Genomic DNA, 20525 nt, shown 5'->3' with positions numbered 1-20525 from the left:
CAAGGCGGACAACTATCGCCCCCCGTTTTTACTCGGAGGACTTGTTGTCCGTCTATGTTGGCGACCGGCGGGAGCCGTTTGAAGCGGCGTTGTCCCCGTCGGTGAAGCGGCTTCTATGGGGGACTCGGGATTCGGTCAAACCCTTTTTTCAAAAAACTTTCATCATGCTTCGAAAAGCCCCGCAAACCGGGGTTTTTGCGCCGAAATTTTGTGTCGTGAGCGTGGAAGATTTGGCCGTCCGGCGGCGAATCGCAGGAGGAAAAAGGCGAGTCCCCGCCGCCTTCTCTTCGGGGTCGTAGCCGCTAAGCCACTGATATAAGGCTTTTTTCGCCCGAACTGCTCTGATTCACGCTGAGGGGAATCGCGGTCCGAGCCGATTCTTCGCGGGGCATCGCCAAAGATTCGCTGCGAGTGATGCATCTCGCCCCTGCACTTCGGCCGTCATGCGCGCTCTTCATGCTTAAGCGATTCTTTAAGAGCGGCGGTCCTAGGGAGGGCGCATGGATGTCGATGCCACCCCGACCGAAGCGACGGCCGTGCGTATCTCGCGGGAAGGGCCGCGCGTTTCGGTCATCGTCCCGGCCTACGGCGTCGCGCATCTGCTTAAAGAGGCGTTGCGCTCGCTTCAGGTGCAGACGCTAGCGGACTGGGAATGCATCGTCATCGACGACGGAGCCCCCGACGACGTCGCCACTGCGGTCACGCCCTTTCTTGCCGACCAACGGATCCGTTTCCTCTCGACGGAGAACCAGGGCGTCTCCGCCGCCCGCAATACCGCCATCCGTGCGAGCCATGCGCCGCTCGTCGCGCTTCTTGATGGGGACGACCTTCTGCGCCCGACGTACCTGGAGAAAATGGTCGCCGCACTCGAGGCCGATCCGTCGGCGAGATTCGCCAGCTGCAACGCCAGGATCTTCGGCGCCGTGCCCGAGGATCGCCTCTGCTTTACACGGCCGCAGGGCGACGCCCGTGGCAGGGGCACGCTCGCGAACGTTCTCGATCGTTCTTACGGAGTCTATATCGGCGCGATGTTCTGGCGCGCCGACTTCGATGCCGTCGGCGGTTTCGATGAGGCCATGGCCCATGCCGAAGACTTCGATTTCTGGGTCCGGCTCCTCCAGCTTGGCGGGCACGCCCGTTTCGTCGACGAAGTCCTGGGGGATTATCGGATACGCTCCTCGTCCGCTTCGGCTGTGACCTTGAAGATGATTGCGGGCAATATCCGCGTTTATGAAAAAGCGCGGACCAAGCTTCCGGAGGGGGCACCGGAAATCGCCCTGATCGACGCCCTTCTCGCAGAGCAGTACGCCTCCGTCGCGTTCGAGACCGCAGTCAACGCCGTGATCGCGCATAGCAGCCGCGAGCGCGTCGGCCGGCTGCAGACGGCCCACGACCGAGTTCGGCACGGGGCTCCCAGCATCATGTGGAACGCGGCCTACGCCTTGTGGAAGCTGGCACCGCCGCTCGCGCCGCCGATGCTGCGATGGCGCCGCGCGATGCACCGCCGCGGCAACGGCGGCAACGCGGTACAAGCACTGACGAGCATCCTTTCTTCGCGTCGCGGAGCCACCTGATGGCACAGGATATGACCGGCTCGGTCCGCAGCGCCCTGTTCTGGCGTTCGGGCAGTCAGATCGTTTCGCAAGTCGTCGCATGGGCTGCGACGCTGGCAGTCGTGCGCATTCTGCGGCCCGAAGATTACGGGCTGTTCGCAATGACGCAGGTCGTGCTCAGCTTTCTGAGTTTCCTCAACGGCTACGGTTTTGCCAGTTCCCTGGTAAAGGAAAAGTCCCTCGACGAGCGCATGATACGACAGGGATTTGGCCTGCTGCTGATGGTCAACGGCGCCCTTGCCGCGCTGCAACTGGGAATCGCGCCGCTCGCGGCCGCCTATTATCGCCAGCCATTGATCGGCGACCTCTTGCGCGTGCAGGCGCTCATCTACCTCGCAATTCCCTTCATCGCGATCCCCGAAGCGCTGATGGTGCGCGATCTCGATTTCCGCCGCCCGGCAATCGCCAACTTCACCGCGACCATCGCGATGGCTGCGACCTCGCTCGGCTGCGCCCTGGCGGGACTTGGCGTGTGGACCTTGGTGTGGGCGCCACTGGCGATGTTCTGGACACGCGCGGCGACCCTCGTCTTGCAGTCGCGCTTCCGCGTCATGCCCTGTTTCGACTTGCGCGGTGCGGGCGGCATGCTGAACTTCGGCCTGCTGCTGCTCGGCAGCCACTTCTTCTGGACCATCCAGACCCAGGCGGACATCTTCATCGCCGGACGCAGCCTCGATCCGCACGACCTCGGGCTCTATGCTGAAGCGCTCTTCCTCACCATGCTCGTCGCGAACAAGTTCGTGCCGCCGCTCAACGACGTCGCCTTTCCGGCCTACGCGCGTCTCCAGGATGACCGCCCTGCTCTGAGCGCGGCCTTCTGCAAGTCGCTGCGGCTGATCATGCTGGTGACGATGCCGATCTATCTCGGGCTGGGCGTCACCGCCGAACCTGCGGTCCTGACCATCTTCGGCGAGAAATGGCGGGCGATGGCGCCCATCGTCGCGATCATCACACTCGCCATGCCGGCGTTCACGCTGCACATCCTCTTCGCCCCCGCCATCAATGCGCTGGGCCACCCGCGGATTACCTTGCGCACTTCCATCTTCGGCGCGCTGGTTATGATCGCGGCCTTCCTCGTCGGCGTGCAGTACGGTGCAATCGGCCTCGCCTGGGCCTGGGTGATCGCCTTCCCGGCGATGCCGCTGTTCACGTTCTGGCAGAGCCGCCACTTGCTGGGGGTCAGCGCCAGCGATCTGGCCCGCGCGATCCTGCCCGCGCTGGGCGCGGCGACGGCGATGGCCGCGCTCGTCAAATTCGCAGCGCTCGGACTCGGCGGGCTGCCCGCCTGGCTCTCGCTGGTGGTGCAGGCAGGCTTCGGCGGCCTCGTCTATGCCGCGATCATCTTCGTGTTCTCGCGCAGCACGCTCGACGAGATGATTGCGCTCGTGATCCGCCGCCGCCCTCCCGAGCTCGTACCTGCTTGATGGCGCACCCGCGCCAGGCGTGGTAGGATCTGCCACCGGTCGTCGAACCGGATGGTGGGAGAAAAATCAATGGCCGGCACGGCGGCTACGCTGGCTCTGCTGATCGCCAACCCGGTGATCCTGCAGGCCGAAACGACAAGGATTGCGAGCGAGGTTCCTCCTGTCGGCGAGGACATCGTCGATGGCATCGAGGACGCCCATGCGCGGCTGACGGTGCCCGTGGCCCTCCACGGCAAGGGGCCATACCAGTTCCTGATCGATACCGGGTCGCAGCGCACGGCCGTTGCCACGCGAGTGGCCGAAAGCCTGGCGCTCGCTTCCGGACCGCGCGTGCGGATCGTTTCGATCGCCGGGATCAGTGGCGTCGCGAGCGCGCGGATCGAGGAGATGCGCTTTGGCGAGCAGACGCTGACCGGGCTCGACGTCCCGCTGCTCGATGGACGCCATATCGGCGCCGACGGCATCGTCGGGACCGACAGCTTGCAGGACCGCCGCGTCCTGCTCGACTTCGACAAAAATCTCATCGCGATAGGCGATCCGCAGGATCTGGGCGGCAGCAGCGGCTTCGACATCGTCGTGCGTGCCCGCCGTAAGTCCGGCCAGCTGATCATCGCCCGCGCGGTCATCGACGGGGTGAAGACTTCGGTCGTCGTCGATACCGGTGCCAGCCATTCGATCGGCAATCTCGCCTTGCAACGCGCCCTACGCGGCCGCGATCGCGGCTCGGCGACGATCGCGAGCGTGACCGGACAGACGCTCGCTGCGCAAATGGGCGTCGCGACCAAGCTCACGATCGGAAAGCTGCAGGTCACCAACGTCGCAATCGCGTTTGCCGACACGCCCGCGTTTCGCGAGCTCGATCTGCACGCGAAGCCGGCGCTGTTCCTCGGGATGCGTGAATTGCGCGCGTTTCGCCGGGTCGCGATCGATTTCCCCACCCGCGAAGTGCGTTTCGATGTCGATGAAGTGCGCCCTATCGTGAACTACGTCGATCACCCGTCGCGGATCGACCAGTAGGGTATTGCCCGCGCGCAGTCTTTCGTTTCCCTGCGCCCGGACTACATAAGGGCCCATGCCGCCCGATACCGCCACCAACGATCCCAATGCCCGCCACGACGGCTGGCATACCGTCGCCCGGTTCCTGCCTTACTTGTGGCCGGCGGGGAGCACGGGCCTGCGCTGGCGGATCGTCGTTTCGATCGTGCTGATCCTCGCTGCCAAGGCGACGACGTTAGCATTGCCCTTCTTCTACAAGAGCGCGGTCGATGCGATGACCGACGGGGCCGAGCCCGTGGTCACGATCGCCTTCGCGTTCGTTGCCGCTTATGCGCTGGGTCGCTTTGCCTCGGTCTGCTTCGACAATCTGCGCAACATCATCTTCGAGCGCGTCGGACAGGAAGCCACGCGCAACCTCGCCGAGGACGTGTTCGAGCGGTTGCACCAGCTTTCGCTGCGCTTCCACCTGGGACGGCGCACCGGCGAAGTCACCAAGGTCGTCGAGCGCGGCACCAAGAGCATCGACGTGATGCTCTACTTCCTGCTGTTCAACCTGGCGCCCACCGTCATCGAACTGATCGCGGTTGCAGTGATCTTCTATATCAATTTCGGGCTTGGCCTCGTGATCGCCACGGCCGTCGCGGTGATCTCCTACGCCGCAGTTACGCGGTGGATCACCGAATGGCGCTCGGCTCTGCGCGAGAAGATGAACAAGCTCGACGGCCAGGCAATGAGCCGCGCGGTCGATTCGCTGCTGAACTACGAGACGGTGAAGTATTTCGGCGCCGAAGGACGCGAGAAGGCCCGCTACGCCCAGGCCACCAGCGCCTATGCGAAAGCCGCCGTAAAGAGCGAGAATTCGCTGGGCCTGCTCAACATCACGCAAGCCGTGATCGTGAACCTGCTGATGGCGGGCGCGATGGCCTATACCGTCTATGGCTGGTCGCGGGGTACGATGACGGTGGGCGATCTCGTATTCGTAAACACGTATCTCACCCAGCTTTTCCGCCCGCTCGACATGCTGGGCACCGTTTACCGCACGATCCGCCAGGGCCTGATCGACATGGCCGAGATGTTCCGCCTGATGGACACCGATGTCGAAGTGAAGGACGCCCCCGGCGCTCCCGCGCTGGTGATCGCGCGCCCCTCGGTCACGTTCGAGAACGTGCACTTCGCTTACGAGAAGGATCGCACGATCCTCCACGGACTCTCGTTCGAAGTGCCGGCGGGCAGCCATTACGCCATCGTCGGCCCCTCGGGCGCGGGCAAGTCCACGCTGACCCGCCTGCTCTTTCGTTTCTACGATCCGCAGTCGGGCCGCATCCTGATCGACGGGCAGGACATCCGCGAAGTGACACAGGCCTCGGTGCGCGCGGCGATCGGGATCGTCCCGCAGGACACGGTGCTGTTCAACGATACGATCGGCTACAACATCGCGTACGGCCGCGTCGATGCGACGCACGAAGATGTCGAGCGGGCCGCTCGCGCGGCCGCGTTGACGCCGCTGATCGAGCGCCTGCCGCAAGGCTTCGATACGGAAGTCGGCGAACGCGGGCTCAAGCTGTCGGGTGGTGAAAAGCAGCGCGTTGCGATCGCCCGCACGCTGGTGAAGGATCCCCCGATCCTGATGCTGGACGAGGCCACCAGTGCGCTCGATTCCAGAACCGAGCAGGACATTCTCGCGACGCTCGACCGGGTCTCGCAGGACCGCACGTCGATTTCGATCGCGCACCGGCTCTCGACCATCGCCGATGCCGATCGCATCCTGGTGCTCTCCGAAGGCCGCCTTGCCGAGAGCGGGACGCATTCGGAACTGCTCCGCTGCGATGGCCTCTACGCCGAAATGTGGGCGCGCCAGGCCGCCGAAGCCGAGGAAATGAGCGAAGCGGCCGAGTAAGGCCTTCGGTGTGCCGCGGAGCCGGGCGCGCCTTGCCCCCGCGCCGGGGATCGGGCATGGGCGCGCTTCGCAAACATTTCGCGGGCGCGAGCGCGCCTGCCTTACCGCAACCGCCCTCACGGGGCCGCCGAACAGCGACGGACCGAACATGACTTACCTTGCCGCGATGCGCCGCGACTGGACCAGCAATCCGCGCGCCGACATTCTTGCCGGCATCGTCGTCGCACTGGCGCTGATCCCGGAAGCGATCGGCTTTTCGATCATTGCCGGGGTCGATCCGGGGGTCGGACTGTGGGCCTCGGTGGCGATCGCGATCGTGATTTCCTTCACGGGCGGGCGGCCGGGCATGATTTCGGCGGCGACGGCAGCTGTCGCAGTGCTCGTCGGTCCGCTGGTGCGCGCGCACGGGGTCGAATACCTGTTCGCCGCAACGATCCTGATGGGCGTGTTCCAGATTCTCGCGGGCATCCTGCGGCTCAATCTGGTGATGCAGTTCGTCTCGCGTTCGGTCATCACCGGCTTCGTCAACGCGCTCGCGATCCTGATTTTCATGGCGCAGCTGCCGCAGCTCGTCGGCGTGACCTGGCATACATACGCCCTGGTCGCGCTGGGCCTTGCGATCATCTACCTGCTGCCGCGCCTGACGACTTCGGTGCCCTCCCCGCTCGTTTCGATCCTGGTGCTGTCGGTGCTCTCGATCGGCCTCGATCTGCCGGTATCCACTGTAAGCGACATGGGCTCGCTTCCGACGGGCCTGCCCGAGATCGGCCTGCCGCAAGTGCCGCTGACCTGGGAGACGCTGCGGATCATCGCGCCGTTCTCTGCCGCGATGGCGGCCGTCGGCCTGCTCGAATCCCTGCTTACCGCGCAGATCGTCGACGACATGACCGACACCGATTCCTTCAAGCGCTACGAATGCCGCGGCCAGGGCATCGCCAACATCGTCGCCGCCATCGTCGGCGGCATGGGCGGTTGCGCGATGATCGGCCAGTCGGTGATCAACGTCACTTCGGGTGGGCGCGGGCGCTTGTCGACGCTGACGGCTGGTGTGTTCCTCTTTGTCCTGCTCGCGCTGTTGGGCCGCTGGGTCGGGCAAGTGCCGATGCCCGCGCTGGTCGCGGTGATGATCATGGTCTCGATCGGCACTTTCTCGTGGAACTCGATTCCCAACCTCAGACGCCACCCCTGGCAGAGTTCGGTGGTGATGCTCACGACCGTCGCGGTGGTGGTCGGCACGCACGATCTCTCGCTCGGCGTCGCGGCAGGCGTGCTGCTCTCGGGCATCTTCTTCGCGCAGAAGGTCCAGAAGCTCTTCCGCATCGAGCGCGAACAAAGCGCCGACGGCGCACTGGCGACCTACCACATCTCGGGCGAAGTCTTCTTCGCCTCGGTCCACCGCTTCCTCGACCGGATGGCCAGCTTCGGCGAGACCGCGAAGCAGGTCACCATCGACGTGACTCACGCACACTTCTGGGACATCTCGGCAGTCGGCGCGCTCGACAAGGTGGTGAGCAAGCTCGACAAGGCGGGCGCCAGCGTGCGCGTTGTCGGCTACAACGAAGCGAGCAAGGACATCGTCGACAAGTTCGCGCTGCACGACAAGACCGGCGTCGAGCTTGGGGCCGTGCCGCACTGATCCCCCTCTGGTCGAGCGGGATCGCCCCCCGGTCGGGCTCTGCTTGTGAACCCGGGTGCCTACGCCTAGATTTCCTCCAGGCCCTTTTTTCCGGGACAGCCGAGGACAGTGCATGGCCACCGAGACCACGACCCAGGATCCAGTTGATACCCTCACCCTGACGCCACCCGACCCGGTACCACCGGTCAAGGCCGAGCGCGCGGCGGGGCTCGTCCCCGTCAGCGAGGAAACCCGCACCAAGCTGCAAGTGAAGGTCGACGATTTCATCGCCGATCTTTCCGCGCAGGATACCAACTCGCCGGAATTCGGCCGCCGCGTCGACGAGATCGCGGCGATGGGCCGGCGCGAGATTTCCGAGGCATCGGGCCAGTCCAACCGCTTTCTTGACCGCCCGATCCGCGCGATGGACGAAAGCGAAGGCGTCGGCGCCGACCTTGCCGAGCTGCGCCGCACGGTCGAGGATCTCGATCCCTCCAAGAGAGGCAACCTGCTCGCGCCGCGCAAGCTGTTCGGCGTGATCCCCTTCGGCAACAAGCTGCGCGACTATTTCGACGGCTACAAGAGCGCGCAAGGCCACATCAGCGCGATCCTCGCCCGCCTCCAGGGCGGCAAGGACGAGCTGCTGATGGACAACGCCGCGATCGACGTGGAGCGGCAGAACCTGTGGGCCGCGCTCGGCAAGCTGGAACAGATGATCCACATGTCGAAGGCGCTCGACGCGGGGCTGGAGCAGAAGGCCGCCGATCTGGATCACACCGATCCCGCCAAGGCCAAGGCGATCCGCGAGACCGCGCTCTTCTACGTGCGCCAGCGCACGCAGGACCTGCTGACGCAAATGGCGGTCAGCGTGCAGGGCTACCTCGCGCTCGATCTGGTCAAGAAGAACAACGTCGAATTAATCAAGGGCGTCGATCGCGCCTCGACCACGACGGTCAGCGCGCTGCGCACCGCCGTCACGGTGGCGCAGGCGATGGCGAACCAGAAGCTGGTGCTCGACCAGATCACCGCGCTCAACACCACCACCGCCAACATCATCGATGGCACCGGCCGCATGCTGAAGGACAACACCGCGCGCATTCACGAGCAGGCGGCGGGCTCGACCATCCCGCTCGAAACGCTGAGCCGCGCCTTCCAGAACATTTACGACACCATGGACACGATCGACACCTTTAAGCTGAAGGCGCTCGACAACATGAAGCAGACGGTCACCGCGCTCGAAGGCGAAATCGGCAAGTCCAAGGCCTACATCGCGCGCGCGCAAGGCCAGGCGGAAGGCGCAAACAAGGCGCAAAGCGAACTCTCGCGCCTCGAAGCGCTCGACTAGCCCGCGATGAACACCTCCCGCTCCCCCAAGCAGATGCTCGTGCTGCGCGATGCCCGGCGGCAACGCGCGCTGCGCCTGCACCGCGCCAAGAAAGAGCGCTGGCGCTATCGCATGCGCCGCCTGCGCCGGGCTTTCCTGAGCGTCGCGCTATTCATCCTCGGCACCATCGCCGCGAGCATTGGCCTCGGCGGGTTGGCCGACGGTACGCTGGTGCTGCTGATGCTGGCCTCGATCGTCACGTTCTGCGTGCTGGCGATCTACCCCTCCACCCCGCGCCCCCGCGCGGAAAACTTGCCCGAAGCGGACTTGCCCGAACTCGCCGGATCGACCGAACTCTGGCTCGAAAGCCGCCGCCGCGCCCTGCCCCCGCCCGCGCTCGATCTGGTCGACCTGATCGGCGCGCGGCTCGAACAGCTCTCGCCGCAGCTCGAGACCCTGCCCGAACACGAGCCCGCCGCGCGCGAAGTGCGCAAGCTGCTGACCGAGCATCTGCCCGGGCTGGTCGACAGCTACACCAAGCTGCCGCGCTCGCTCCACGGCAAGCCCGGCCCGAGCGGGGTGACGCCCGAGACGCAGCTGTCGAACGGCCTCAAGGTCATCGCCGACGAGATCGAGACGATGTCCGAACATCTGGCAAAGAACGAACTGAACGCGCTGGCGGTGCGTGAGAGGTTTTTGGAGACGAAGTACGTGACTGCGGGGGGTGGCTGAGGGTTCAGGAGGCTAGCGGTGGCGCGTGGCCTTCGACAAGCTCAGGCCGAGCGGGGGTATGTACGAGTTCGAAGTGTCAAAATTTTGAGATCCACAACCCCCATCCGCTCAGCCTGAGCTTGTCGAAGGCCATGCGCCGTCAGTCGCGATCGGGCTTTGATCCGGTTCGAGACCTGGCAAGGTCCGAAACCCTATCCCAGTCACCGGCGATCAAGACTTCCTTCTTCGCACGGCTCCAGCCCTTAATCTGCCGCTCCGCCGCAAAGGCTTCGTCCCGTGTCGGAAAGTCCTCAGACCAAAGTAGTTTCACCGGCAACCGTTTGGCGGTGTAGCCGCCCAATGCATTCCCGAGAACTACCCTCAGCGCGTGGCCTTCGACAAGCTCAGGCTGAGCGGATGTGGGTTATATTTCGTGATCAAGTTCTTGTTTACCCCTCACAAAACCCGCTCAGCCTGAGCTTGTCGAAGGCCATGCGCCACCAACCGCAACCAACCCTCACCCCTTCACAACATCCGCGTCTTTCCAGACCACGGCCTGCGCCGCCTTCATGCAATTGTTCTCGGTGTCCCACGCCAGGCTGGGTGAGCCGTACAGCCGCCAGCCCTGCTCCAGCGCCTCGGACACGCGATCGCAGAAGGCACGGTCGTCCTTTCCGGTGAGGAGGCGGTAGATCGGGCGGTCGTCGGGGGGCGTGCTCATGCCGCGTTCCTGACCTGCTCCTGCAACGTGAGCAAGAGCGCAAGCGCGCGCTCGGCGTCGGCGGCGGGCACAAAGGCGTGATCGTGGTGATAAGCCGCGACCATGTTGCAGGCGATCCCCGCGTCCGCGAGTTCGCCCGCGACCGCCGCCGTCAGCCCGACGCCATCGAGCGCGGAATGCACCCGCAGCGTGATCCGCCGCATCGGCTGGTCGAGCGGCAGCGACAGACTGCGCGCGTCAGCCAGCGAGAGGATCGCGGAAAGGCCCTCCTCCTCGCGGAACAGCGCCAGCGCCATCGGCGTCACATCGCGGCGGATGCCCTCGGCGAACGTGCAGAAGACCCAGGTCTCCTCGTCCAGCACCGGGTCCATCGCCGCGAGCATCGCGTCGCGGCCCCGAACCCGTGCCTCGCTCACAGGATGTACTTGGACAAGTCGGCGTCGCCCGCCAGATCCTCGAGCCGGTCGCGCACGTAAGCCGCGTCGATCGTGACTGTCTCGCCGACGCGGTCCTCGGCTTCGAAGCTCAATTCGTCGAGCAGCTTTTCCATCACCGTCTGCAAGCGCCGTGCGCCGATGTTCTCGACGCTTTCGTTCACTTGCGCCGCGATCTTGGCGACTTCGGCGATGGCGTCGGGCGCGAAGTCCACCGTCACCTTTTCCGTACCGAGCAGCGCCTTGTACTGCGCCACCAGATTGGCGCGCGTTTCCGAAAGAATGCGCACGAAGTCTTCCTCGGTCAGCGCCTTCAGCTCGACCCGGATCGGCAAGCGGCCCTGCAATTCGGGCAGCATGTCGGACGGCTTGGCGACGTGGAACGCGCCGCTGGCAATGAACAGCACATGGTCGGTCTTCATCGGGCCGTACTTGGTGGCTACGGTGGTGCCCTCGATCAGCGGCAGCAAATCGCGCTGCACGCCTTCGCGACTGACCGAGCCGCCGCGCACGTCGGAGACCGCGATCTTATCGATCTCGTCGAGGAAGACGATGCCGTTGGTCTCGGCATTGGCCAGCGCGACACGGGCGACGTCGTCCTGGTCCATGCGCTTTTCGGACTCCTCGTCGATCAGCTTTTCCCAGGCCTCGGGCACTTTCATCCGGCGGCGCTTGGTCGGCTTCTGGCCGAGCGCCTTGCCCATCATGTCCGACAAGTTGATCATGCCGACCGAGCCGCCCATGCCGGGGATCTCCATCGGCATGTTGGGTTGATCCTCGACCTCGATCTCGATTTCCGATTCGTCCATCGAGTGATCCTTCACCCGCTGGCGAAAGCTCTCGCGCGTCGCCTCGCTGGCGCCCTCGCCGACGATGGCGTTGAGCAGGCGCTCCATCGCGGCCTCGGACGCGGCTTCCTTCACCGCCTCGCGGCGGCGTTCCTTCTCGATGCGGATCGCTTCTTCGACGAGGTCGCGCGCGATTTGCTCGACATCGCGGCCGACGTAGCCGACTTCGGTGAACTTGGTCGCCTCCACCTTCACGAACGGCGCATCGGCCAGCCGCGCAAGGCGGCGGCTGATCTCGGTCTTGCCGCAGCCGGTGGGGCCGATCATCAGGATGTTCTTGGGCGTTACCTCGTCGCGCAAGTCCTCGGGCAGGCGCTGGCGACGCCAACGGTTCCGCAGGGCTACGGCGACGGCGCGTTTTGCGTCCTTCTGTCCGACGATGTGGTCATCGAGAGCGGCAACGATGGCCTTGGGGGTGAGCGCTTCTGGGGTCGTGTTCATTGGCGCTGGAATTGGGGAGCGCAGCCCCCGGGGTCAAGGTGCGCAGGCCCTCGCATTGATGGCCGCGTGGTTGGCGATGATTTTCGCGATCGCTTCGGGGGTGGTCTCGGCTTGCTCCTCGCCGCGCTCATACGTGCCGCCCAGCAGGATGCCGTCGGGCCGGGGAAACATGTAGCCATCGTGGAATTCGTAGGCGTAGCCGATCTCGGGCTGCGGCAGCAGTACCGCCAGTTGCCCGCGCATCGGGATAAGTTCGGCATCCTCGAACAGGTCGCGCGATCCCAGCCCCGTGCAGTTGATCACCACCGTTTCTGGCAGCCGCGCGATTTCCTCGGCAGAGGCGAAGGCGCGCACTTCGATGCGACCGCCCGCCGCGACGATGTCGCGCATCAGCTGTTCGAGATAATGCCCGGTCTCGACGTACATCGTCTGGTAGCGGCGCGTGGGGCGGCCGAAAGGGCTGTCGGTAGCCGGGATCGCCACCGCGCCCGCGTGGACCATCTCCGAAGGCCATGCCGAAGGCTGGGTTCCGCCTTCGTATGTCGGCACCCAGCGCACGCCGTAGCGCTCGCCCACCAGGATCTGGAAGCGCCGCCAGGAATAATCGAGCGCGGATGCGAACTGGGCGCGCCAGGCATCGTCGACCGCATCGGCGCGGCGCAGCAGCGCGGGCTTGATCTGCCCGCCGGCGATGTTCGATGTCGTCTCGGGCGGCAGCGCGGCGGCATAGACCGTGACGCGCGCGCCCCGCTCCTGCGCCAGCCGCGCCGTGGCCAGCCCGACCGCGCCCGCGCCGATCACCGCCACCGGTTCGCCGGGACCGACGCGCGCCAGATCGAGCGCCAATTGCGAGGTGCCCCAGCTCAGCGTGATGCCAGAGCCGCCGTGCCCGTAATTGTGCACCAGCCGCTTCGCTCCCAACGCCTCGGCCCGGACAACGAAGCCCGAGCGGCGGTAGGGTCGAAGTCCGGCGACCTTGCGAATGATACGTTTCTCGGAGACATCGACACGCGGCAGACATGCTGGCGCCGGAGCCAACGCCGCACGCGGCAGATTCGCGCAGGCCCCCAATGCCAGGCTGGCCGCAGTCGATCCGATGAAACCCCGCCGATCCATCGCGCGGTTCTATGGTGGCGAAGCGGGGAAAGGAACCGGGACCTACGGTTTTTTCCAAATGGGTGACCCTTCCCGCTTACAATATGATGACCTGCCATGTCGGCTTTCGGGCCGCGAAGCAGCTCGGCGGAATGGCTGGTTTGCCGGGGCGGCCCGGCACGCCCCAATGACCGGAAAGTCGTGGGAAGCTGACCTTAGGCGCTCCGCCTTTTTGACGACCAGACTCTTGCCGTTAGAAATAGCAATGGGATTATACAGGTGCCAACGGCGACGCCTAGGGTAACTCCAGCCAGTATGGCTGCGGAGATATTTCCAAAAGCGACAGCAGCGAGGCCACCGCCTAGATTTCCTCCGAAAAAGAACCCAGGAAACCATAAGAGGATGAAAAGGAGAATGTAAGCATCCCTCGTCCATCCGCGCTGCTGAACGGGCAAGACCGTTCTATTCTGAACGAGCGGCCATAAGAATGCGCAGAGCCCGATCAAGATGCCAGCTGGTGCCATTCCCTATCTCATAGCACCAATCGGTGAACTTGCACCAAACGTCCGCAACGTCGTCGAGTCCGGAACGGCCGCAGTTATGCCGGGATTGCGATAAGCTGCCGTAGCGATGGCTTCGCAATCTGCCAATGCAGGCCGGGTCGAGCGGCCGGGAGCAATGTCGTAAGCCGCACCGTCCTCAGACGACCTCGACCGTCACCTGATCGTTGGTGAACACGCACACTTCCGCCGCGACCTGCATCGCCCGGCGTGCGATATTTTCCGCGTCGTCCTCGTAGTCGACCAGCGCGCGGGCGGCGGACAGGGCGTAGTTGCCGCCCGAGCCGATCGCGGCGATGCCGCCTTCGGGCTCGAGCACGTCGCCGTTGCCGGTGATCACCAGCATCACTTCGGCGTCAGCAACGATCATCAGCGCCTCGAGATTGCGCAAATACTTGTCGGTGCGCCAGTCCTTGGCCAATTCCACCGCCGCGCGCGTCAACTGGCCGGAGTATTGCTCCAGCTTCTTCTCCAGCCGTTCGAACAAGGTGAAAGCATCGGCGGTCGCGCCGGCGAAGCCGGCGACGACCTTTTCGTCCTTGCCGATGCGGCGCACTTTGCGCGCGTTCGGCTTCATCACGGTGTTGCCCATCGAGACTTGCCCGTCCCCGGCGACGACGGTCTTGCCGTCGCGCTTCACGCCGATGATGGTGGTTCCGTGCCACTGGATAAGGCCGTGGCTCGCCGCGCTGTTGTCCATGGGAGCGGATATATGCCCGCTGCCCGGTGGTTCAACCGGCCGATACCCGCCAGGTCTAGCTGCCGTTGGGCCCCGGACCGGTCGGAACGCCGCCTACGCCGCCGGCACCGACCGCGCCGACATTGCCGAACAGGTCCTCGAGGAAGCTACGGTGGCGTCCGAGCGTGGGAGTCGTGTCGCCCTCGGGGCTGATCCGCGCAATCTGCTCGACGCCGCGCTTGTCGACCCCTGCGACGTTGCCGGCCTCGTCGAAACGGACGCGCAGCACCATCTGCTCGTAGGTCTTCGGCTTCTGGAACGCGTTGGTCGCGGTATTGCGGGACACGTAATACCAGTCCTTCGAGCCGAACTGGCTGACGAAGGTGGGCCGGCCCAGCGTTTTCTCGACGGAGCCCTGATTGTCGATGCCCGGCTGGATCGAATCGACGAGCGCCCGATCCACGATGTAGCCGCGGTGATCCTTGATCGAGCTGCACCCGCTGGCACCAACGGCCAGACCTAGGACTGCACCGGCCATCAGGATCCTGGAAGAGATCGCGCGCATCGTGATTGAGACTCCAAAATTCTCTTGCGAGGCCCGTGCCGAAAGGAAGTCATTGCGACATCCGGCCCTGCCCATATATCGGCCGGAAGCCTTAGGGCTCCGCGCGGCCGCGTGCAATGGCGGCGATGCGCGGCGTCGGTTGAATTGCCGCTGAATGAAAGGTCGGTTTCGCGCTGTGTCATTTATCTCCCGCCTGTTCGGCAAGGGGTCCGACAAGAGAGACGCCTTGCGTCCGCTGTGGCATCGCGTGGTGGAGATCGCGCGCGAAAAGCCCTGGTATGCGCAATGCGGCGTCGCCGACACCGTTCCGGGCCGGTTCGATGCCGTCACGCTGGTGTTGGCGATCGTGATGCTGCGGATGGAGCGCGAGGAGCGCCTGATCGCGCCGTCTGTCTATCTCACCGAACTGTTCGTGGACGACATGGACGGGCAACTGCGGCAGTCGGGGGTCGGCGATCTCGTCGTGGGCAAGCGGATGGGGAAGCTGATGGGCGTGCTCGGAGGCCGGATCGCGGCGATGCGCGAGGGCCTGGCCGAAGGCGGCGACACCTTGCGCGATGCGCTGGTACGCAATGTCTCGATGCGCGATGGCACCGCGCCCGATGCGCTCGCCGAACGAGTGAGCGAGCTTGCCGCGCAGATCGACGCCGCCTCTGCCGATGACCTGCTGGCAGGCAGGATCGCACGGTGACGTCTTCCGAATTTTCCCATAGTTTCGACGTGCGCCAGATCGACGGGCGGGAGGTTCGTCTCGTCGCCGATGAAGCCGAGCGCGCGGCGCTGGCCCGGCGCTTCGACATCGTGCGGGTCGATCGGCTGGAGGCCGTCGTGCTGCTGCGGCGCAAGGGTCGCGACGTGGCCGCCAACGGGACCTTGGACGCAGACGTGGTGCAAAGCTGCGCGATTTCGTCCGAAGATCTGCCGGTCTCGATCCACGAGGAGATCGCGCTGCGCTTCGTGCCCGCCGCCGATCCCGCTGACTTGCCCGAGGAACTCGAACTCGAAGCCGAGGATCTCGACGAGATCGAATACGATGGTTCCCATTTCGACCTTGGCGAGGCCGTCGCCCAGACGCTGGGGCTTGCGATCGATCCCTATCTCACCGGCCCCGATGCCGAAGAGGCGCGTCGCCAAGCCGGACTGACGACGCCCGAGGACAACAGCCCCTTCGCCGTGCTGAAAGGGTTGGGGCAAGGCAGCCGGAAATAGAGCGGAAAAGGGCCTTAGGCGGGCGCTGCCACCTAGGTCCGGACACGACGCCTACCACCCCTTAGCCCTTGCGCTCCCCTCGCTTCCGTCATGCTGAACCTATTTCAGCATCCATGCGGCTCAGCGAAACCTGAGGCTGTGGCGAAATGGATGCTGAAACGAGTTCAGCATGACGCCGGTAATCGCATGGCAGGGGGCGCTCCCGTCAGCTCCCCAGCCTTACGATCCCATCAGTCGATAGTACCGCGATAAATAACGCCAATCAGAACGGGATATCGTCGTCGAGGTCGTCGCCGAGGCTGCCGCCCCCGCCGCCCCAGTCGTTGCCGCCGCCGCGCGAGCCGCCGGACGAAGATCCGCCCGAAGAGGAACTGCTGCCCCAATCGTCACCCCCGCCGCCGGAACGATTGCCGCCGCCCCAGTCGCCACCACTGCCGCCCCCGCGCGAGCCGCCACCGCCGCCCTGGGCACCATCAAGCATGGTCAGCGTCCCGTTCAGGCCGCGCAGCACGATCTCGGTCGAATAGCGGTCGTTGCCCGACTGGTCCTGCCACTTGCGGGTCTGGAGCTGGCCTTCGATGTAGACCTTGGAGCCCTTGCGCAGGAACCGCTCGACCACGCCGATCAGACCTTCAGAGAAGATCGCGACGGTGTGCCATTCGGTGCGTTCCTGACGCTCACCGGTGTTGCGGTCCTTCCAGGTTTCGGACGTTGCGATACGCAAGTTCGCGACCTTGCCGCCGTTCTGGAAGGAACGCACTTCCGGATCGGCGCCGAGATTGCCGATGAGCATGACTTTGTTGAGGCTGCCTGCCATGGAGAATACCTGTCCTCTCGAATCTGAGGCACGGGGTTAGCCAAAGCGGGCAGGCCGTGCGAGTCCGGCCGGCCCGGTTTTCAACCGGTCAACTGAGCCCCATCGCTCTGGCAATCCAGAACGTCGCTCCCGCCGCCAGATAGGCCAGCGCGAACAAGTAGGCGAGCATGAAGGCCGGCCACTTCCAGCCATTGGTCTCGCGCCGCGCGACGGCGATGGTCGAGAGGCACTGCGGCGCGAACACGAACCAGGCCAGGAACGCGAGCGCCATCGGCAGCGTCCAGCGCGCTTTCAGCTGATCGCCCAGCGCCACCGCCTCGGCGTCCTCGTCATCGCCGGTATCGACCGCGTAAGTCGTCGCGAGCGAGCTCACCGCCACTTCGCGCGCCGCCATAGCCGGGATCAGCGCCAGCGCCATATCGCGATTGAAGCCGATCGGCTCGACCACTACCGCAAGCCCGTTTGCCAGTCTGCCCGCGATCGACACGTCGACCTGGCTCTCGCCCGGCCCCGCCTTGGGAAAGCTGAGCAGAAGCCACAGCACGATCGTGACCATGAAGATGATCGTCCCGGCGCGGCGCAGGAAGATCCAGGCGCGCTGCCACAGGCCGATCGCCATGTCCTTGAGATTGGGCAGCTGGTACTTGGGCATCTCCATGATGAAGCCGCTTGCCGCGCCCTTGGTGAAGGAGCGCCGCAGAACCAGCGCCGCGATCAGGGCGCCGATGACCCCCGATCCGTAAAGCGCGAAAAGGACGAGGCCCTGCAGACCGATGCCCGCGCCCACGGTGCGCTGGGGAATGAAGGCGGCGATGATGACCGCGTAAACCGGCAGCCGCGCCGAGCAGGTCATCAGCGGCGCGATCAGGATCGTCGTCAGCCGGTCCTTGGGATCGGGGATCGAGCGAGTTGCCATGATCCCGGGAATGGCGCAGGCGAAGCTCGACAGCAGCGGGATGAAACTGCGCCCGGAGAGGCCGACTCCCGCCATCATCCGGTCCATCAGGAAAGCGGCGCGCGCCATGTAGCCCGACTGTTCCATGGCGAGGATAAAGGCGAACAGGATCACGATCAGCGGCAGGAAGACGACCACCGCACCCACGCCCGCGAGCAGGCCCTGAACGATCAGGTCCTGCACGAAACCGGCCGGGATCGTGGCCGAGGCGAGGCCGCTTAATGCGCCCACTCCCGCTTCCAGGGCATCGGAAAAGGGAGTCGCCCAGGCGAACACCGCCTGGAAGATGACGAATAGCAAGGCCAGCAGCACGATCGGGCCCAGCCAGGGATGCAGCAGCATCCGGTCGAGGCGCGCATGGAGGCGATGGCGCTGCGATTCGGAAAGGATCGCGGCACTGGCCATGGCGTGCGCGGCAAAGCGCCGCTCGGTCAGCGAGAGATCCGTCTGCCCCGGCCCGGGATGCCGCGTCTCGGCGGCCGCGAGGGCCTCGGCCAGTTCGGCAAGCCCGCGCCGTCGTACGGCGACCGTAGGCACGACCTGCACGCCCAGTTCCTGTTCGAGCACGGCGGGATCGAGCACCAGCCCGTCGCGCTCGGCCAGATCGAGCATGTTGAGCGCGACCACGGTGGGCTTGCCCAGCGCGATGATTTCCTGCGCGAACACCAGGTGCTGCTCGAGGTTCGAGGCATCGATCACGACGATCAGCGCGTCGGGTTGCGCCTCTCCGACGAACTCGCCGCGAATGACCTTGCTGGTCACTTCCTCATCCGGGCTCGTCGGATCGAGACCATAGGCGCCCGGCAGGTCGGTGAGCTCCATCGGTTCGCCCGAAGGTAGGACCATGCGGCCCGCCTTGCGCTCGACCGTGACGCCGGGATAATTCGCGATCTTCTGCCGCGCCCCGGTCAGCGCATTGAACAGCGCCGATTTGCCCGCATTGGGATTGCCGACGAGGGCGACCTTGCGTTGCCGGTTCACAGCGCCTCCACGTCCATCGCCGCGGCATGCACGCGCCGGACCGCGACCGTCATCCGCCCGACGACCACGGCCAGCGGATCGCTTCCGCCGAACACGCCGCGATGCGCCACCGCGATCTTCGCGCCTTCGTCGATCCCCAGCGCCCGCAAGCGCGCGCCTTCCTCGGCCACGAGTCGCGACCAGTCGACCGCGATGATGCGAGCTTGCGTGCCTAGCGGAAGATGGTCGAGCGTCATGCTGTCCTCGCTGCCAGATCGAGCGACATATTGCAACTTGTTCGCAATAACTATTTCAGGCCACTGCGTCGCGGTTCTTCAGGGATTAGCGGGAACGGTTAGTTCGCCGGATAGCGCAATCTGCCCAGAAAGCGGGCCATGCTGAAGATGTTCTCCGGCGTGCGCATCAGAGAGGCCTTGGCCTTCTCGAAGCGGATGATGCCGTCAAGCCGGCGATCGAGAAACGCGCGTGTCTCGATCTTGCCCTCGCTATCGTCGCTGGCGAAGACCGACAGCGTCGCGCCGTAGACGCCGGCCAAGATCGCGCGCTTGGTATAGTGATTGTAGTCCGTCGCGGTGTCGCCCGCGAGCCGCCACATCGCATCGGCACTATGCCAGCCGAGCTTGAGCGCACGCTTCGCGTTCTGGGGCATCGCCATGATCGCCATCGCACGCGACAGGGCTTCCTCTTGTCCCGTGATCGCATCGAGTCGCGTGAGGACGAGCCTACGGATCCGCTCGCGCACCGGCAGTGTCGCGATCTGCGCAGGGTCCTGCTTGGCGGCCATGACGGTATCGACATAGGCGATCCAGGCCGCGATCATGTCCATCGCACCATCGCGAAAGGCGTAGGCCGCGACGTCGGGATCGACATCGGCAGCCACCGCCGCCTGACGGATCGCCTCCGGGCTCCAGCCGTCGAACACCGCCGCCTGCGCAATCTCGGGCGCAAGTCGGAGGCGCAAGGTCTCGAGCGTCTCGCCGTCGCCGGGTGTCGGGCCGTCCTTGATCGCATGCTCGGTCATAGCGTGGGTCCGTATGTGGCTTGCTGCGGCGCGCTGTCACTGTCCTTCTCGCGCGCCGCGTCGCGCGCGGCAATCGCACCGATGACCGCACTGTTCGCATCGAGCTTGGCGTAATCCCGCGCTGACCGCCCCGAATTGTCGGCGCGGTCGGGATCGGCGCCGGCCCCCAGCAGGATGCGCAGCATTGCTAGATCCTTGCGGTGGACCGCGCTAATCAGCGGCGTCTCGCCCGCGACATTGGTTTCGTCGAGCCGCGCCTTGCTTTCGACGAGGTAGCGCACGCCGTCGATCCAGCCGAGGCTCACGGCCATCTGCAACGGCGTGACGCCGCGCGAGTCGCGCGCATTGACGTTCGCGCCCCTGCCGACCAGATAGCGCAGCCAGGTAATATCGCGCCGCTCGGTGACGATGTGCAGCGCCGTTTCGCCCGACGTGACATCGCGCGCGTTCACCACCGTCGACCCCGGTTCGCTGAGAGCCTGCTCGACCTTCTCGCCGTCCTTCTTCTTGACCGCCTCGAGGAATTTGTAGCTGTCGGAAAACTGCGCCAACGCTGGCTGCGGCGCCATGGCCAACGCCATCAACCCCGCGCTCGCAAGGATAAAGGCTCTACCGCGCC

General features: G+C 65.2%; 20 protein-coding genes. 9 read left to right on the top strand and 11 right to left on the bottom strand.

Translation table 11 applies throughout. The features are described 5' to 3' along the window. Positions 1-500 precede the first annotated feature (500 nt). The 7 genes from GQO94_RS18290 (at position 501) to GQO94_RS18260 (ending at position 9601) form a co-directional block, all read left to right on the top strand. Positions 501-1574, top strand: coding sequence for a glycosyltransferase family 2 protein (locus GQO94_RS18290; RefSeq protein WP_156842851.1), 1074 nt, complete (start codon positions 501-503; stop codon positions 1572-1574). Beyond that, positions 1574-3037, top strand: coding sequence for a lipopolysaccharide biosynthesis protein (locus GQO94_RS18285; protein WP_156842850.1), 1464 nt, complete (start codon positions 1574-1576; stop codon positions 3035-3037). Before GQO94_RS18290 ends, GQO94_RS18285 begins: the two co-directional genes overlap by 1 nt. Before the next feature lie 69 nt (positions 3038-3106). Further along, positions 3107-4054, top strand: a complete 948-nt coding sequence (locus GQO94_RS18280) for an aspartyl protease family protein (protein WP_156842849.1) — start codon at positions 3107-3109, stop codon at positions 4052-4054. A gap of 55 nt (positions 4055-4109) precedes the next feature. Beyond that, positions 4110-5930, top strand: coding sequence for an ABCB family ABC transporter ATP-binding protein/permease (locus GQO94_RS18275; RefSeq protein ID WP_156842848.1), 1821 nt, complete (start codon positions 4110-4112; stop codon positions 5928-5930). A gap of 148 nt (positions 5931-6078) precedes the next feature. Continuing rightward, positions 6079-7566: a SulP family inorganic anion transporter gene (locus GQO94_RS18270; protein ID WP_156842847.1), complete on the top strand. Its 1488-nt coding sequence runs from the start codon at positions 6079-6081 to the stop codon at positions 7564-7566. A 112-nt stretch (positions 7567-7678) separates the two neighbouring features. Then, positions 7679-8890 carry a toxic anion resistance protein gene (locus GQO94_RS18265; protein WP_156842846.1) on the top strand — a complete coding sequence of 404 codons (1212 nt, stop codon included), beginning with the start codon at positions 7679-7681 and terminating at the stop codon, positions 8888-8890. A gap of 6 nt (positions 8891-8896) precedes the next feature. Then, positions 8897-9601: a hypothetical protein gene (locus GQO94_RS18260; protein WP_156842845.1), complete on the top strand. Its 705-nt coding sequence runs from the start codon at positions 8897-8899 to the stop codon at positions 9599-9601. A 496-nt stretch (positions 9602-10097) separates the two neighbouring features. Here the strand turns inward: GQO94_RS18260 and GQO94_RS18255 are convergent, their stop codons facing one another. The 6 genes from GQO94_RS18255 to GQO94_RS18230 all read right to left on the bottom strand — a co-directional run bounded on the left by GQO94_RS18255 (position 10098) and on the right by GQO94_RS18230 (position 14896). Next, positions 10098-10301, bottom strand: a complete 204-nt coding sequence (locus GQO94_RS18255; protein ID WP_156842844.1) for a DUF1737 domain-containing protein — start codon at positions 10299-10301, stop codon at positions 10098-10100. Then, positions 10298-10684 carry an ACT domain-containing protein gene (locus GQO94_RS18250; RefSeq protein ID WP_156842843.1) on the bottom strand — a complete coding sequence of 129 codons (387 nt, stop codon included), beginning with the start codon at positions 10682-10684 and terminating at the stop codon, positions 10298-10300. The genes GQO94_RS18255 and GQO94_RS18250 overlap by 4 nt, the downstream gene beginning before the upstream one ends. Positions 10685-10713: 29 nt before the next feature. After that, positions 10714-12024: an ATP-dependent protease ATPase subunit HslU gene (gene hslU / locus GQO94_RS18245; RefSeq protein ID WP_156842842.1), complete on the bottom strand. Its 1311-nt coding sequence runs from the start codon at positions 12022-12024 to the stop codon at positions 10714-10716. A gap of 33 nt (positions 12025-12057) precedes the next feature. After that, entirely contained in the window at positions 12058-13140 is a 1083-nt protein-coding gene (locus tag GQO94_RS18240; protein WP_156842841.1) for an FAD-dependent oxidoreductase, read from the bottom strand. A 678-nt stretch (positions 13141-13818) separates the two neighbouring features. Further along, on the bottom strand, positions 13819-14379 hold the full coding sequence (gene hslV, locus GQO94_RS18235; protein WP_156842840.1) for an ATP-dependent protease subunit HslV: 561 nt from the start codon (positions 14377-14379) through the stop codon (positions 13819-13821). A 55-nt stretch (positions 14380-14434) separates the two neighbouring features. Beyond that, on the bottom strand, positions 14435-14896 hold the full coding sequence (locus GQO94_RS18230; protein ID WP_232333019.1) for an outer membrane protein assembly factor BamE: 462 nt from the start codon (positions 14894-14896) through the stop codon (positions 14435-14437). Between the two features lie 202 nt (positions 14897-15098). Between GQO94_RS18230 and GQO94_RS18225 the strand changes: the two genes are divergently transcribed. Continuing rightward, positions 15099-15614 (top strand): ubiquinol-cytochrome C chaperone family protein, encoded by a 516-nt coding sequence (locus GQO94_RS18225; RefSeq protein WP_156842838.1) that lies wholly within the window; start codon positions 15099-15101, stop codon positions 15612-15614. Next, entirely contained in the window at positions 15611-16132 is a 522-nt protein-coding gene (locus GQO94_RS18220; RefSeq protein WP_156842837.1) for a YceD family protein, read from the top strand. Before GQO94_RS18225 ends, GQO94_RS18220 begins: the two co-directional genes overlap by 4 nt. Positions 16133-16394: 262 nt before the next feature. On the opposite strand, the gene ssb is transcribed toward GQO94_RS18220, so the two are convergent. From ssb to GQO94_RS18195, 5 genes are all read right to left on the bottom strand, one after another. Continuing rightward, positions 16395-16949, bottom strand: a complete 555-nt coding sequence (gene ssb, locus GQO94_RS18215; protein WP_156842836.1) for a single-stranded DNA-binding protein — start codon at positions 16947-16949, stop codon at positions 16395-16397. Between the two features lie 88 nt (positions 16950-17037). Further along, the gene (feoB, locus tag GQO94_RS18210; protein WP_156842835.1) at positions 17038-18885 is read right to left on the bottom strand and encodes a ferrous iron transporter B; all 1848 of its coding nucleotides are present in this window, start codon (positions 18883-18885) and stop codon (positions 17038-17040) included. Next, positions 18882-19121 carry a FeoA family protein gene (locus GQO94_RS18205; RefSeq protein WP_156842834.1) on the bottom strand — a complete coding sequence of 80 codons (240 nt, stop codon included), beginning with the start codon at positions 19119-19121 and terminating at the stop codon, positions 18882-18884. Before GQO94_RS18205 ends, feoB begins: the two co-directional genes overlap by 4 nt. Positions 19122-19219: 98 nt before the next feature. After that, positions 19220-19906, bottom strand: coding sequence for a COQ9 family protein (locus tag GQO94_RS18200; protein WP_156842833.1), 687 nt, complete (start codon positions 19904-19906; stop codon positions 19220-19222). Then, the gene (locus tag GQO94_RS18195) at positions 19903-20475 is read right to left on the bottom strand and encodes an ankyrin repeat domain-containing protein (RefSeq protein ID WP_232333018.1); all 573 of its coding nucleotides are present in this window, start codon (positions 20473-20475) and stop codon (positions 19903-19905) included. Before GQO94_RS18195 ends, GQO94_RS18200 begins: the two co-directional genes overlap by 4 nt. Between the last annotated feature and the right edge of the window lie 50 nt (positions 20476-20525).

It is taken from the genome of Novosphingobium aquimarinum (assembly GCF_009746585.1).
GTDB lineage: Bacteria > Pseudomonadota > Alphaproteobacteria > Sphingomonadales > Sphingomonadaceae > Novosphingobium > Novosphingobium aquimarinum.
This window is presented reverse-complemented; position numbering and strand designations above follow the sequence as displayed.

What these genes read in the sequence shown, in the direction of transcription:
- GQO94_RS18285 (WP_156842850.1), top strand. Translation starts at nt 1,574, where the DNA reads ATGGCACAGGATATGACCGGCTCGGTCCGCAGCGCCCTGTTCTGGCGT.
- GQO94_RS18240 (WP_156842841.1), bottom strand. Translation starts at nt 13,140, where the DNA reads ATGGATCGGCGGGGTTTCATCGGATCGACTGCGGCCAGCCTGGCATTG.
- GQO94_RS18195 (WP_232333018.1), bottom strand. Translation starts at nt 20,475, where the DNA reads ATGGCGCCGCAGCCAGCGTTGGCGCAGTTTTCCGACAGCTACAAATTC.
- hslV (WP_156842840.1), bottom strand. Translation starts at nt 14,379, where the DNA reads ATGGACAACAGCGCGGCGAGCCACGGCCTTATCCAGTGGCACGGAACC.
- GQO94_RS18290 (WP_156842851.1), top strand. Translation starts at nt 501, where the DNA reads ATGGATGTCGATGCCACCCCGACCGAAGCGACGGCCGTGCGTATCTCG.
- GQO94_RS18255 (WP_156842844.1), bottom strand. Translation starts at nt 10,301, where the DNA reads ATGAGCACGCCCCCCGACGACCGCCCGATCTACCGCCTCCTCACCGGA.
- ssb (WP_156842836.1), bottom strand. Translation starts at nt 16,949, where the DNA reads ATGGCAGGCAGCCTCAACAAAGTCATGCTCATCGGCAATCTCGGCGCC.
- GQO94_RS18250 (WP_156842843.1), bottom strand. Translation starts at nt 10,684, where the DNA reads ATGCTCGCGGCGATGGACCCGGTGCTGGACGAGGAGACCTGGGTCTTC.
- GQO94_RS18280 (WP_156842849.1), top strand. Translation starts at nt 3,107, where the DNA reads ATGGCCGGCACGGCGGCTACGCTGGCTCTGCTGATCGCCAACCCGGTG.
- GQO94_RS18200 (WP_156842833.1), bottom strand. Translation starts at nt 19,906, where the DNA reads ATGACCGAGCATGCGATCAAGGACGGCCCGACACCCGGCGACGGCGAG.
- GQO94_RS18205 (WP_156842834.1), bottom strand. Translation starts at nt 19,121, where the DNA reads ATGACGCTCGACCATCTTCCGCTAGGCACGCAAGCTCGCATCATCGCG.
- hslU (WP_156842842.1), bottom strand. Translation starts at nt 12,024, where the DNA reads ATGAACACGACCCCAGAAGCGCTCACCCCCAAGGCCATCGTTGCCGCT.
- GQO94_RS18275 (WP_156842848.1), top strand. Translation starts at nt 4,110, where the DNA reads ATGCCGCCCGATACCGCCACCAACGATCCCAATGCCCGCCACGACGGC.
- GQO94_RS18265 (WP_156842846.1), top strand. Translation starts at nt 7,679, where the DNA reads ATGGCCACCGAGACCACGACCCAGGATCCAGTTGATACCCTCACCCTG.
- GQO94_RS18270 (WP_156842847.1), top strand. Translation starts at nt 6,079, where the DNA reads ATGACTTACCTTGCCGCGATGCGCCGCGACTGGACCAGCAATCCGCGC.
- GQO94_RS18260 (WP_156842845.1), top strand. Translation starts at nt 8,897, where the DNA reads ATGAACACCTCCCGCTCCCCCAAGCAGATGCTCGTGCTGCGCGATGCC.
- GQO94_RS18230 (WP_232333019.1), bottom strand. Translation starts at nt 14,896, where the DNA reads ATGGCCGGTGCAGTCCTAGGTCTGGCCGTTGGTGCCAGCGGGTGCAGC.